Consider the following 13456-nt stretch of genomic DNA (forward strand, 5'->3'; position numbering starts at 1 on the left):
CGCCCCTCGAGCGCTCGGAAATCTCCATGGTTTTCTCGAAAATGGAAATGTCCGAAAACGGCTAGTCATCTACGGCGGTCCATGGTTTCATGAAACCATGGAGCTGGACCACGACACTTGCTACCGGGCACTTCGCACCCGCGATTCGCGCTTTGACGGGCGCTTCTTCATTGGCGTGCGCACCACCGGGATCTACTGTCGGCCGATCTGTCCGGCCCGCACCCCCAAGCAATGCAACGTCGATTTCTTTGCCTGCGCGGCCGCTGCCGAAGACGCTGGTTTTCGCCCCTGTCGCCGCTGCCGCCCCGAGACTTCGCCGGGAACACCCGCCTGGCTTGGTACGTCCACCACCGTAACCCGGGCCCTGCGGTTGATTGCCGACGGGGCACTCGACCAGGGCGGTGAGATCGACCGATTGGCTGATCGCCTCGGTGTTACGGCGCGGCATCTGCGGCGACTGTTCGACGAACATCTCGGCGCCTCTCCCGTAGCGATCGCCCAGGCACGCCGAGTTCACTTTGCAAAGACACTGCTCGACAGCACCGCAATGTCGATCACCGATATCGCTTTTTCCAGCGGCTTTGCGAGTGTTCGCCGTTTCAACGCTGTATTCGCCAAGACCTTTGCGCGTTCGCCCCGGGAGGTTCGCGAAAATCGAGCGACGAAATCCCTGGCCACGGCGACCCATGGACTCGAATTGCGGCTTTCGTACCGGGACCCATTCGACTATCAAGCGCTGCTGGCCTTTCTCGCCGATCGGGCGATTCCGGGTGTCGAATCAGTCTCCGAGGGTCACTACCAACGTACCGTCTCGCTCGATACAGACCGGGGCGTAATCGATATCAGTTGCAATCTCGTAGCGAAGCATCTGATCTTGCGAGTGCCGCCGGAACTTTCGGGACATGCGATGACGATCGCCGAGCGAGTCCGTCGATTGTTCGATCTGTCGGCAGATTCCAGGGTGATCGAAGCACAACTCAGCGCAGACCCACTGCTTCGCGACATCGTAAAGCGTTTCCCCGGCACCCGCGTGCCGGGAGCATGGGATGCCTTTGAGCTTTCGGTGCGCGCGATCCTCGGACAGCAGGTGAGCGTAAAGGGTGCAACGACCCTTTCGGGACGCCTGGCGGAGGCATACGGCACCCGGCTCGATACGGGAGAAGATTGCGGCTGGCTCCATCCGGGTCCCGAACAGCTGGTGCACGCCAGGGGCGAAAGAATCGGTCTTACCCGAGCGCGTTCCGCGGCGCTTCGCGCGCTCTCCCGGGCGGTCATCGACGGGCAAGTATTTTTTGACGGAGCCGGGGGGCTCGACGCTGCGGTCGCGAAGCTGCTCGAGGTGCAGGGCATCGGTCCGTGGACAGCACAGTATATCGCCATGCGGGGTTGCGCAGAGCCGGACGCATTTCCGTCCGGCGATCTCGTTCTGCGACGAGTCGCAGAGCAGCTCGCTCCCGAACTCAACAGCGAAACCAAGCTTCTCGAACACTCGGAGGCATGGCGTCCCTGGCGCGCCTACGCGGCCATGTTCTTGTGGCGGGCTCACGTTCCCAAGCTGAAGACGACGCTGAACAAACGGCCAGAAAAAGGGCAAACCAAACAACAGCAACCCCGAACGCGACAGCAGAGGATCCGATCATGACCATTGAATACACGTACATCGACAGCCCGGCCGGGCAGGTATGGGTCGCGTGGTGTCGCGACGGTTTGGTTTCCGTCGACTTCGTCGACCCACTGGAGGACGCGCAGCTCGATCCCGATTGGGAGTACAACGCAGACCTGCGCTGCGACGCGGTCGATCAACTGAACGCGTACTTTGCGGGCACTCTGCGCGAATTCGATCTGCCGCTGGTCTTGCACGGAACCGACTTTCAGAAACGCGTCTGGCGAGAACTCGCAAAGATTCGCTACGGCGAAACAACGACGTATGGCGCGATCGCCGGGCAACTCGGCAAGCCAACCGCTTCGCGGGCGGTCGGAGCGGCCAACGGGCAGAACCCCATTTCGATCGTGCTGCCGTGTCACCGCGTGATCGGCAAGAACGGCAAGCTCACCGGCTACTCCGGGGGGATCGACAAGAAAGAAAAACTCTTGCGCTTCGAGCGCGACTGCCTGAGTTGACGGCTGGGCGGGGATGAGGTGTTGGGTTCGGTCGGCCCAAGCCAGATGCAGGCTAACGGCGTTCGACCGGAATTTTCAAAATGACTTTCGATCTTCCCGAGATTGCTACATCGATCTCGAGTTCACCGCCGTGGAGATCCGCGACTGATCTGGAGACCCCCAGATCCAATCCTTTCGCGCCGCGTCGAGTCCCAGAGGAAGACTCGATTGGCCGCGTTCGCGACTCGTCGCCAATTTTTGGACCGTGATCAGAGACGCTGAAGCAGATCTGTTCGGATTCCTCGTCCAGATCAGCGGTCAGCAAGAGCGTGCCTCCATCCGGCATCTCTTCTACCGCGTTCTTTAGCAGTTCGTCCAGCGCGCACCCCAGAAGATTGGGGTCGGCCTCGAACTCGAAATCTTCGAGGTTGGGAGAAACCGTCACCTCGACGTCACCCCCTAACTGCGCGGCAATTGGGAGAATCCTGTGTACGGCGGGCGCGAGAATCGACTTTGCCTTCAGACTCTCGAACACCGGTCGCTCGCTCTTCGTAAGCTCCAGCATCTTGTCGATGCTCTCACCGATTCGAGTTGCCAGTCCCGAGATTTCCTCGAACGCATCCGCCCGGACTGTCCCGGGCCCTTGAACTTCTGGATTGTTCACGATCTCGAGGATGTTGCTGAGCGGGTTCACGATCGCGCGAGCAATTGCACTCGCAACCTCCTCCGCATTTGGAGATTCATCTGCACCCTGGAAGCGACTTCGCAGTGACCTCAACTCATGCCGACGGGCGTCTTCACCTAGAACAATCTGCGTGACGTCGACGTAGTGCTCTACGCGCCCCCCTGCAAAAGGGCCGGCGTTGATGGGCTGGCTCCAGTGCTCGAGCCAGCGCTCCTCCCGCCCTTCCCCGGGCAGGACGTGGCATCGGAAATGTTCGATGTAAGTGTTGTTTTCGTAGGTAGCGAGGACACGCTCTTCGAAGTGGAGCGGGTCTTCGAGGTGATTGCGAATCAATTCGCGAATCAACTTTCGCTTGTCGCGGCCGATGACGTTCGCTCGGTCTATTCCGAAGTAGCGCTCCATCGCCCGACTGATCCACACGACCTTGAAATCGACATCGAGCAGGAAGATCCCCACTGCAGAATTTTCCAGCAGGTCGTCGGCGCCGCCTTGAAACGCCACTTTCACCGGGTGGGACTGGTGCACGTTGTCGCCGGAGCTGTCGATGCGGTGACTCAGCTCCTCGAGATCGGCGGGCAGCCTACTGGGCTGGGTCTCTTCCGAAGTGCGGATACTCCAATACTTGCGACCTTCACGGGTCTCGGCTCGCAAGCCTGGAAAGCGGTCGCGCAATGCGCCGATCATTCTTTCCGCGGTTCGCCGGCTCACTTCGAAGTTCTCGGAAATATCGTCCATCGTCAGACCGACCAGTGTGGTCTGGAGCAGATCTTTGAGCTCTAGAATGTCGGTTGCGCGTTGGTAGCGCTCACTCATGGCTTCACCATTTCGGAGAGACGAGGCGGTCAGTAGGATCGGATCCGGAGTTTATACATAATTTGGAGGTGAAAACATCCGTTCAGCCGAAGCAGAATCGACTCAGATACCGCGCATTCGAAACAAGAAGAGCAACTAAGCGTGCTGTTTTCAAGTTCTTGATGTCGATGCTGAGGGGCCGCTAGCGACTGTCGATCTTCAGGGAGCTTTTGGCGAGGGGCAGCGCAATCCACTCTCCCCCGACTCTGAAGGACTCGTGAAATCCCAGGGCGATCTCCAGCGCTTTGAATCCCTGGCCGATCGAGTTGGTGCTCTCGACGCCCCGGGCGAGACCCGCCAACAGGTCGGGCACCGCACCTCCCGTTCGCCGTCGCCTGCCCTGGGGAAACGCAGCCGCCTCATCGACCGGGACCAGGTCTTCGAAGTGGGTCGCGTAGCGCGCCGGAGCGGGCTTGAGCAGGGTCAGTGGCGTCGAGTTCCCGATTCGTATCGCACCCGTAGAGCCAAGAATCTCGAACTCGAAGATGAAGTAGTCCTTTGCCCGAGCATTGATCGTCCCGCTGGCGCCGTTTGCGAAGCGCAAGCTTCCACTCGCGCCGAAATCCTCAATTGCTTTCTTGTCCGTCGAATCGTCGGGCAATGCAAACTCGCCGTCGGGCGTCCCGCGCACGGCTGTAACCTCACCAAACAAAAACCGCATCATGTCGAACGCGTGAGTACCCGTGTGAATGAGGTTGCCTGAGAACGTGGAAACGATCGCCTCGGGCACTCCGATCGCTCCGATGTCGATCAACTCTCGAGCTCGAATGTATTTGGGGCTCCAACGTCTTGGATGATTCACCACGGTCGTGATGTGATGCTTGTCGGCGAGTCGAACCATGCTGCGTGCGCCGCGCAGACTGGTGGCAATGGCCTTCTCGATCCAGATCGCCTTCACCCCGGCCTCGGCGCAATGCTTGAACATGATGTGGCGTTCCGGCGCGTACGCCGTGAGGCTGACGATGTCGGGACGCTCGGCTGCGAGCATTTCGCGGTAGTCGCGATAGACATGCTTTACTCGCCAGCGGCGCTTGAAAAATTCTCGGCGTTCACAGTCGATGTCCGCACCGGCGACCACCCGGATCCGGCGGCTCTTGCGATAGTGACCCATGTGGCTGGCGGGCTTGCGCCGCAGGGGATCTTCTTCGAAAAGGCTCGCGGTCCTGCCGCAACCGATCACCGCACCGCGATACGAAACTGCCAAGTCCGCGCCCCCCGCAATACGTAGCGGCAACTCGATCCCACATCTTATGTGTGGTAGCGAGACAACTCGAAGCTTCAGCGATGTGCTGAGGGGTACAGGGGAAATCTCCGAGTGACGCTCCGAAGATTCTCGTTGCACGATCCGGGGAACTACCCGGTCATTTCAGGTCGCGTATTGATCGAACAGATAATTCACGATGTCCTGTGACTCGAACATTTCGGTCCCCGTGTTCGGATCTCTGAGCCACGGCACCATCATCTTCCCCGAGCGCTCTGTGAAGCTCGCACGCGACGGGCTTCCCCTGGCCACGTTGCGCAGCAGGTACGGAATTTCGAGGGTGCAGAGCGCCTCCCGTACCAGGCGGGAAAACGGAGAGGCTTCGTAGCTTGCGAGTTCGAGGGGCTCGTGGGGTTCGCGCGACGGCGTGACCCGCGAGCCGGCGGTCCCCCGCGACAAGCCGGAGATAATGGAGGAGATGTCGGTCAACGGGCCCAGCCCCAACATCAAGGGGACGCTTCCGTCTCCGTACTGGCTGAACAGGTATCGCACGATGTCGCTGGATTCATACATCTCGACTCCGGTGTTGGGATCGACGAGATAGGGGAACAGCGCCTTGCCACCTCGCTTGATCAGCGCCGGACGGAACCGCTCACCACCCTTTGGACATGGCAAGATCCGCACTTCTAGATCGAGAATGCTCAGCGCTTCGCGCACCTTGCGGCAGAACGGACAAGCCTCGAACTCGTAGAGCTCCAGTTGCTTTTCCGGGCGCGCGCCCAGCTTCCCCACCGCGCCGCCACTTCCAAGACGGCCAATGGAAATGAGCACCGATGTGGTCACGTCGAGTGTTCGATTCACTTGGTTCTCCCTGTGAAGATCTGGACGACTCAACGGGTTTAGGCTGATCGCTTTGCGACCAGTTCGCTCATTCGATCGATGTCTTCCAGATCACAAGTCGTCGGAACGAGCATGGTTTCTTCACAACCGAGTTCTTCCATCGCGTCGAGGGATTCGTTGATCGCATCCGCGGTGCAGCGATTGATGTTCTTCGCCATGGCCTTTCCGAGTTCGGGACTCAGCACCTTGAGGTAGTCATAGACGTAAGTCTGCATTCGCTGTGCCCCATTGTCGGCAAGGGTCGCCCAGAAGCCGGCGATACGTTGGGGCGGCGCACCGCGTCCCGCGTCTTTCCACGCTGCGTCGGCCATCGTGATCATGCGTTCGATCTCAGTCTTTTCGCCGTTGCCCGACCACATGTACAGGCCATCCGCCCATTCGGCGGCGCGGCGCGTGGCCTTGGGCCCCATGGTCCCCGCCCAGATCGGGGGGCCACCCGGTTGAATCGGGGTCGGACCGACTTCATCCCCACCCGCCAGTGGAGGTTCGCCCTTCCAGATTTTTCGCATGGTCGCGATCTGCTCGTCCATCCGCGCGTGCCGTCGCTCGAAGGGAGCGGCGACCGCTTCGTAGTCCATCGGCCGCCCCCCCACGCCCACGGTGAGCGTCACGCGACCGTTGCTCAACACGTCGAGGGTGGCGATCTCCTTGGCAGCCCAGACGGCGTTATGCATGGGCAGCACGTAGAGCGAGGGTACGATTCGCACCCGTTCGGTCAGCACCGCCGCGGCACCCAGTACGGTCCGCATCTCGACCGTATGGGAGGTGATGCGCTCACCGCAGGTCAAACTCGAGAAAGGTCCATCGTCAATGGCCCGAATCCAGGCGATCAATATTTCTCGGTTGAGTTCGCGCTCCATGTAGGGAAGACAGACGCCGATCTTCATATCTCATCGTTCCTTTTGATCTTGGCTTTGGTCTTGGCTCGGGTCGCGAGAGAGACATGATAGCTCGGCGTCAGACAATGATGGGCTGTCCTTGAATCCCCTCATCGGATCTGAAACGCAACTCGAGAATTGATTCTTTCGCGGCCTTCGCGCCCTTCACGCCCTTCACGCCCTTCACGTAGAAGACCACCAGGTTCTGCGGCACTCAGCTTTCGAAAGAATTGTCCGGGAGAGGAACGATCTCGGCGTTCGGGCCGAGTTGCTCACGGGTACTGAGAATTTGCTCCACGCCGGGCATCGGACGGCAGGTGACGAGGAACTGAAATGCGAAGGCGCCGGGCCAGATTCTCGCCAGCAGCCCCGTCACACTTTGTAGGAAGCGACCCAATTTCCCACCGATCACGGATTCCCAGGGAATTGCAACGGGGTCGATGCTTTCGATCGCATAGCCACAATCGCGCAGGGTACGGCGCAGGGATACCCGGTTGAACAAGCGTCGGTGCTGGATGTCGAGAATCCCGCGATCGGTGTAGTTGAAGCGCCCGAAGAGCAGACCGATTCGATTCGAGATGAATGCCACATTGGGCGTGATGACGATCATCAGGGGTGGCTTCTTTCCGGGACGAAGCGCGCGACTGCAGTTGCGCAGATCGAGCAACAACTGCTCTGGGTTTGGCAGCTCTTCGATTACGTCGAGCAGCAATACCACGTCCGCGTCCAGCGCATCGAACGGGAGAGGGTGGTTGAGGTCGGCCTTCTCGAAGCGGTCGACGGATCCGACCTCGGGTTCACTGAGATCTACACCTGTGACCTCGATTCCCTTTTCCCGGCAAGCGCGCGCGACAATGCCCGACCCGCAACCGAGATCGACGATCCGTGCGGGCGCTTCACGCTCGATGACCGCGAGGGCACTGGTGTGGGCGGTATCCATCCCGTAGACCTCGTAGTGACCGGATCCCTTTTCGAGATCGCGGAACTTGAGCGAACACAGCATGCCCAGGCGATGCAAGCGATAGCGAATCGTCTCCCGCAGCACGTCCTTGCCGTACTGCACTCCATCTACATTGCAGTCCTCTTCACCGTAGTGGGTCGGGATGTCGAACTCTTCGATGTGCGCGCCAATGTTGGCAGCCTGCAGGAGCATCTCGGTATCGAAGTGATATTCGTTTGTGTTGACTTCAAAAGGAACGCGTCGCAAGAATGCAGAGGAGTAGGCGCGATAACCGGTGTGATACTCGGAGAGGTCGAGGCCGGTCAAGTAGTTCTGAAACGAAGTCAGCCCCATGTTGGCGATGATCTTGTAGAGCGGCATGCCACCCGCGCGCGCACCAGCGATGTTGCCCATCCGGGTACCGAGCACGACGGCGGCTCCGGTGCGCTCCCAGATGTCGATGAACTTGGGAAGCATCTCGGGGGCGTACTGCGCGTCGCCGTGAAGCAGAATGGTGAATTCGAAACCCGCTTCCAGCGCGTAGCGATAGCCGAGTTTCTGATTGCCACCGTATCGCTGGTTGACCGGGTTGCGGGCCACGGACACGTTGCCGATTTTCCGGACTTCGATCCAGCGCTGCAGGACTTCAGCGGTGGCGTCGCCCCCAGCGTCGTCTATCACGAGAAACTGGATGCGATCATTGTTGAACAACTCCTCGGGAATACGTTCGAAGAGCCCTTCGATGAGCCGTTCGTGCTGGTAGGCGACGACAAAAATCAAGACTTTCGAAGAACGCCGATCCAGGGCTTCGGCTTCGGTCTGTTCGAGATCTTGGTCTTGCATCAGGAGGCCACTCACCTTTCGTTCTCTCGTCTCTACGACGCATTGTAAGTCACAACCTCGACCCCGACGAGCGCAAACTTTACTTCAGCATCGCGCATCTACTCGGCAACTACTGCAACGGCCGGCTCTAGCCGCGCCCTCCGCAACCACTTCCCCCTCAATTCTTCAAAGTACGTTCCTCATGCAAGCGGGTGAGCTTCAAACGCCGAATCTTCCAATGCCCGTTCTGTCGCACATACTCTTCGTGGTAGTGCCCGTACCCGACCAAGAGATAGTCGGGATGGTCCACCCGGTCGGTCATCGCCCAGATCCCCTTCGCATGATCTGCGTCGATCAACTCGATCTCGGGCATGTGCCCCTGGTGACAAGTGACGGCACCTTCTAGATTGGCAATCAATCCCGCAAGGATCGCGTCGCGCCCTTCCATCACTTGTCCAGCTTCGGGCCCCCACTGCAAGATCGCATCCTCGGTAAAGACTTCGGACAGCGCATCCCAATCCTGTGTATCGAGGAAGCGAAAGTATCTGGCCTTGAGCTGCTTGATCTGCTCGAAGGTCATGAAGTCGGAGTCGCTCATCGGAGGACTTCCTCCTTTTTTATTGGGTTGTCTTCCGCCTCTTGGCGAATCGCATGGCCACATGGCATTGACAAGTTATCTCACCCCAAATCTGCGGAGATCGATAGGTACCGCACCCCACGGGGGCCGCATCGAGGTTGCCATCGAGGGAAACTGTTCTGCGCACGGGTTTGAAATCACAACCGGCAAGTCGAGCCATGCAATGTTTCTGCACACCGGAGAAGTTCAAGATCGCATCAGACCGAACCCAAGGCTCGCTCCCGGGGTCAGCTTGTGATTGAATCCGCCTGAATTTCGCTGGCTTTCTGGCGAGCTTGCCGATCGAGGAACGGAATGCAGGAGCGTGTGGAACGGAGTAGAACCGGCATCTTGGGCCTGGCCATCGCCGCCCTGACGGTCGCGATCGCGATCGTTCCTTCGCTGGGTGTGGCGGCAATAATTACGGTGGACACCTTCGACAACGGGGCTGGCTCCAGCACTCTCGGAGAACGGACGCTTACTTGGGCAATCAACGAGTCGAATTCGAATGGTGAGGGTTTCAACACCATCGTTTTCGATTTCACACTCGCCGAACTCGTCGCAGCCGATAAAGACAACACTATAGAAGGCGAACCCGAAGAAGACCAGGTCATCACGTTTGAAATCACCTTGTCACCGGATGAAATTCTTGAATTCAACTCCGAGTTGACCATCGATGGCAACAAATTAGTTGCGGCCATGGGCGGCTATTTCTTCGACATCGTAAAAACCGACTCCAATGGCAACGCGGGACTCGCATTTATAGCCCGCGAGGATCTGACGCTGATCAACGTGGGTATGCGCGCCGATGCACTCGTCGCGAACCGCACACTCAATGATCCCGACGACACAATCGATATCATTTTTGAGATCGGTATTAATTTCGTGCATGACATCACTGGGGAAATCAAAGAGTTTTATTTCAACAACCCGCGCGGCGAAGAGATGCGATTGGTAAAGACGGGCTTCGGAGAACTCGCGTTGCTCGCGAAGATCGAGACGCCTGCAGACGGCATCGAGCTTACCTACACCGGGGGCACCCTGCTCGTCGACGGTGTCCTGCGGACGGATACCGACAGCCTTGAAGGGGATATCGAGATCTGTGCCAATTCAGACGGCTCCGACGGCTTCACATCGTCCAACTGCGACAGGGCGCTGCTGATCTTCGAGATGCCATCGCTCGTCGTGGAGGGCGCGATCGACCCGCGCCCCAACCCACCGGTAAACGGAACCTACGCCGGGAACATTACGGGCGATATAGACGGAACCGGCACAGCTAGCTTGAACGGCAAGGTTATAAAAACCGGCGTTGGCAGCCTCACCCTGACGGGCACAAATACATACGTCGGGGGGACGTACATATTTGAAGGTGAGGTCATTGGGGACACCGACGCAATTCAAGGGGATGTCTATATCTGCCCGGGTATCGCGAGTATCGAGAAACTCACCGACGAAGTTGGTAAACCGAGTTTGGTGTGCAACGACGATCCGGGTGACCAGGCTCAGCTGACGTTCGACATTTCAACCGACAGCACCTTCGGTGGCACCCTCAATGGGCAAGGCATCGTCGCAAAAGACGGCGCAGCCAAGCTCACCCTTGTCGCCGATCAAACAAACTTCGGTGGAAATTTAGAGATCAACAGCGGAGTGCTCGAGCTCGACACGGTGCTGGGAACCGATGGCATCGACGAGGTCGATGTCGCAGTAAACAATGGCGGCACCTTGTCCGGCTCGGGCACGATCACAGGAAGCCTGGAGGTCAAATCGGGGGGCATCTTCGATCTCACCGATCAGAAGCTGACGGTCTCGGGTACAAGCGCCAAGATCGCTGACGGTGGCGTCATCGCGATCCACATCGACGGCACCACCACGCCAGGTAGCCTAGTCGTAGCGAACACCGTCATATTGGATGGCGGCGCAGTAGGAGTGGATTTCGACGCCGACTACGTCGACACACTCACCGACGGGGACCCGCCGATCAGTTATACGATCATAGACGCGCGCAACCCCATCGACTCCACCGAAATCCTGACGGGAGGCTCTTCGGAAGACGGAATTCTCCACAGTAATGCGCTCTTCAAGCTATCCCTGGAGTACATTGACAACCCTTCCCAATGCTTCCTTAGGGGGGTGTGCCGCGTCAACCTCGTCACAGAATTCGAGCCCATGCTCGTGGACGATGCTGTAACGAACAATCAAAAGGCCATCGCCCGGGTGCTCGATGCGGCTTACGACTGCGCAAACTCGATCGGGGGTTGCGTCATCGACATGGATCTCGCCACCGACTTCAGAGATCTCTACGGTGACTTTGCGGTGACCTCCGAAGAGATTCCCGACATTCTCGACACAATTGCCGGAGAGGAGTACGCAGCCTTTTCGGATGTTCGATCGGCCGCGACGGCGCGTTTCAACCGCAGCATCTCTCGGCGCTTTGACCTGGAATTCACCGTCGCTTCAGATGCCGACGCGGAGTCGTCTGAAGGCAATGAATCCGAACCCGCGGTCGGCGACGTGTCTGCACCCGGACCGACATGGAAAGCGCTCGGGAGCGGAGCGCGCAACACTCGCAGCTACCGCGATTACCGCAACTCGCGCAATGCATGGCGGCGGCAGGGGCGACCTCTCAAGGACCCCATGCCCATTGCACGCCACAGCGGCAAAGGGGGCTTCACCGCCTGGCTCGACGTCCACGGGGTGTTCGGTGAACTCGGTGGGGGCAGTAACGCCGACGACATCGATTACAGCATCTTCGGACCTCTATTTGGCCTTGACTACGGCGTGAGCGAACACATCACCATGGGCGTCACCATGGGATACACCCGCAATGAGATGAATACCCCCGGCTCGGCCACCAAGGGGAGTGGAGACACCTTTCAAGGTGGCGCCTACGTGGGTGCGGTTTTCGAATCATTTCATCTCGTCGGCTCAGCTCGCTACGCCTACAGCGATCTCGAAGCTCGACGTCGCGTGCGCTTCAACACCTTGGATCGCACGGCGACGGCCGACTTCGATGCGCGCGACACGTCGATCTTTCTGGAAGCGGCCTACCACTTCAAGCCCATGGGCAACGTGATCATCCAGCCGATGATTTCTTTGGCGTACGACCATCTCGACCAGGCCTCCTTCGATGAGAATGGAGCCGGAAGCCTCAACCTCCAGATTGACAAGCAAGTGTTCGACACTGTGCAGACCAGTCTCGGCGTCCGAATCGCCATGTTTGGCCGCGACACAGAAGGTCGCTATCTGCTCCCGCAATTCCGCATTGCCTACGAGCGCGAATGGTTGGACAATGATCGCTCCATGTCCGCAACCCTCCCCACTGCCGGTCCGATGGGCGCGTTCCAGATCAAGGGTGCCGCGCTCCCGCGCGATCGCGTCGTCATCGGGGTGAGTTCCGAAGTTGGGGTCTCCGACCGCATCAACCTGTTCGTCGACTACGATTTGCGCGCAGGGACAGATCTTCTGGAGCACTCGCTGGCGTTCGGTTTCCGCGCGATCTGGTAAGCGCATTCCACGCTGAGACTCGGCAGCTTCTGCCGAGCTGGCTCAACATCCTGCTACTACTGCTGGACGATTTCGGCTACAAAGAACTTTTAGAAGTATTTGAGAATGCGATCGAGCATGCGATCGCGAAGTCCGCCGTAGCGACGCAGCATCGAGTAGAGCCTGACCAAAAACGTGTCGATGCCGATCAACAAGCGCTTGCCGTTGGAATCCGCCGGGCGAGAGTGGTAGGTCGTCGGATGGAGTTCGAGCTTGACCGAACCCTTCTGAAAGTAATAGAGGGCAATCGAATTGCGGGAGACTCCTTCCGGACAAGCAAGAGGTTGGGGATGACCGTGATATGAAATATCAGAAGTCCGAAAGATCACGCAACGGTTGAACAATGGCTCGATCGAGCGGACACAGTGCTTCACCTCGCGGTCCCAAAATTCCAGATTCCCCAACCACTCTTCCTGCCACCCCGGGTTGAAGTAGATAAGTAGATTGATCTCGCGGCTCCACTCGCCGTGATTCGGGTGGGAGAGGAAGTCGGTGTGCATGTTCAGATGACCACCGGGAAGAGTCTTGTGCATGCCCGCGCCGTCGAGAAAGGGATCCGCAAACAAGCCCTCTAAACCCGTGATCCCCTCGATGAAGCGAACAAAATCCTCCGACTGAAGCGCTTCCACCAACTCCCGAGTCCGCGGACCCATCCCTTCCAGGTTGGTGATCGCCATCTTTCGCTGATTGTAATGGTGATAGTGCGCCCAGCTGGATTCCTCCTCGGCGTATTCTTCGACCACGGGTTCCGCGATATCCGCCGGCAGGAAGTCGTCTAGAACCACGTGCGGAAAAGGATCGGCAGATGCGAAATCTGCGCGGTGCTGCCCGGCGAGCTTCGTGTAGCGATCAAAATCCAAAATCTTTCGCGACAAGTGCGGCTTTCCTCTGCCCGGATTGCAACGGATCGAACGAAGAA

The 13456-nt window shown here is 58.8% G+C and carries 10 protein-coding genes; 3 read left to right on the plus strand and 7 right to left on the minus strand.

Annotated features, from left to right (window positions below; genetic code table 11):
* The first annotated feature begins 97 nt into the window (after positions 1–97).
* Together IH881_05860 and IH881_05865 are read left to right on the plus strand one after the other, a co-directional pair.
* The gene (locus tag IH881_05860) at positions 98–1642 is read left to right on the plus strand and encodes a DNA-3-methyladenine glycosylase 2 family protein (GenBank protein MCH7867204.1); all 1545 of its coding nucleotides are present in this window, start codon (positions 98–100) and stop codon (positions 1640–1642) included.
* The gene (locus IH881_05865) at positions 1639–2121 is read left to right on the plus strand and encodes a methylated-DNA--[protein]-cysteine S-methyltransferase (protein MCH7867205.1); all 483 of its coding nucleotides are present in this window, start codon (positions 1639–1641) and stop codon (positions 2119–2121) included. Before IH881_05860 ends, IH881_05865 begins: the two co-directional genes overlap by 4 nt.
* A 52-nt stretch (positions 2122–2173) precedes the next feature.
* Here the strand turns inward: IH881_05865 and IH881_05870 are convergent, their stop codons facing one another.
* From IH881_05870 to IH881_05895, 6 genes are all read right to left on the minus strand, one after another.
* The gene (locus IH881_05870) at positions 2174–3598 is read right to left on the minus strand and encodes a PAS domain-containing protein (GenBank protein ID MCH7867206.1); all 1425 of its coding nucleotides are present in this window, start codon (positions 3596–3598) and stop codon (positions 2174–2176) included.
* Positions 3599–3779: 181 nt separating this feature from the next.
* The gene (locus IH881_05875; GenBank protein MCH7867207.1) at positions 3780–4841 is read right to left on the minus strand and encodes a Gfo/Idh/MocA family oxidoreductase; all 1062 of its coding nucleotides are present in this window, start codon (positions 4839–4841) and stop codon (positions 3780–3782) included.
* 162 nt (positions 4842–5003) lie between these two features.
* Positions 5004–5681 carry a glutathione S-transferase N-terminal domain-containing protein gene (locus IH881_05880; protein MCH7867208.1) on the minus strand — a complete coding sequence of 226 codons (678 nt, stop codon included), beginning with the start codon at positions 5679–5681 and terminating at the stop codon, positions 5004–5006.
* Positions 5682–5737: 56 nt separating this feature from the next.
* Positions 5738–6625: an LLM class flavin-dependent oxidoreductase gene (locus IH881_05885; protein ID MCH7867209.1), complete on the minus strand. Its 888-nt coding sequence runs from the start codon at positions 6623–6625 to the stop codon at positions 5738–5740.
* 205 nt (positions 6626–6830) lie between these two features.
* A complete protein-coding gene (locus tag IH881_05890; GenBank protein ID MCH7867210.1) occupies positions 6831–8414 on the minus strand; it encodes a glycosyltransferase in 1584 nt (527 codons plus the stop codon).
* A 142-nt stretch (positions 8415–8556) separates the two neighbouring features.
* Positions 8557–8976 carry a nuclear transport factor 2 family protein gene (locus IH881_05895; GenBank protein ID MCH7867211.1) on the minus strand — a complete coding sequence of 140 codons (420 nt, stop codon included), beginning with the start codon at positions 8974–8976 and terminating at the stop codon, positions 8557–8559.
* 333 nt (positions 8977–9309) lie between these two features.
* Between IH881_05895 and IH881_05900 the strand changes: the two genes are divergently transcribed.
* Positions 9310–12498: an autotransporter domain-containing protein gene (locus IH881_05900; GenBank protein MCH7867212.1), complete on the plus strand. Its 3189-nt coding sequence runs from the start codon at positions 9310–9312 to the stop codon at positions 12496–12498.
* Between the two features lie 89 nt (positions 12499–12587).
* Here IH881_05900 and IH881_05905 read toward each other — a convergent pair whose 3' ends face one another.
* Positions 12588–13412: a 2OG-Fe(II) oxygenase gene (locus tag IH881_05905; protein MCH7867213.1), complete on the minus strand. Its 825-nt coding sequence runs from the start codon at positions 13410–13412 to the stop codon at positions 12588–12590.
* Positions 13413–13456 lie beyond the last annotated feature (44 nt).

It is taken from the genome of Myxococcales bacterium, from assembly GCA_022563535.1.
Taxonomy (GTDB): domain Bacteria; phylum Myxococcota_A; class UBA9160; order UBA9160; family UBA4427; genus DUBZ01.

What these genes read in the sequence shown, in the direction of transcription:
- IH881_05885 (MCH7867209.1), bottom strand. Translation starts at nt 6,625, where the DNA reads ATGAAGATCGGCGTCTGTCTTCCCTACATGGAGCGCGAACTCAACCGA.
- IH881_05865 (MCH7867205.1), top strand. Translation starts at nt 1,639, where the DNA reads ATGACCATTGAATACACGTACATCGACAGCCCGGCCGGGCAGGTATGG.
- IH881_05900 (MCH7867212.1), top strand. Translation starts at nt 9,310, where the DNA reads ATGCAGGAGCGTGTGGAACGGAGTAGAACCGGCATCTTGGGCCTGGCC.
- IH881_05870 (MCH7867206.1), bottom strand. Translation starts at nt 3,598, where the DNA reads ATGAGTGAGCGCTACCAACGCGCAACCGACATTCTAGAGCTCAAAGAT.
- IH881_05895 (MCH7867211.1), bottom strand. Translation starts at nt 8,976, where the DNA reads ATGAGCGACTCCGACTTCATGACCTTCGAGCAGATCAAGCAGCTCAAG.
- IH881_05860 (MCH7867204.1), top strand. Translation starts at nt 98, where the DNA reads ATGGAGCTGGACCACGACACTTGCTACCGGGCACTTCGCACCCGCGAT.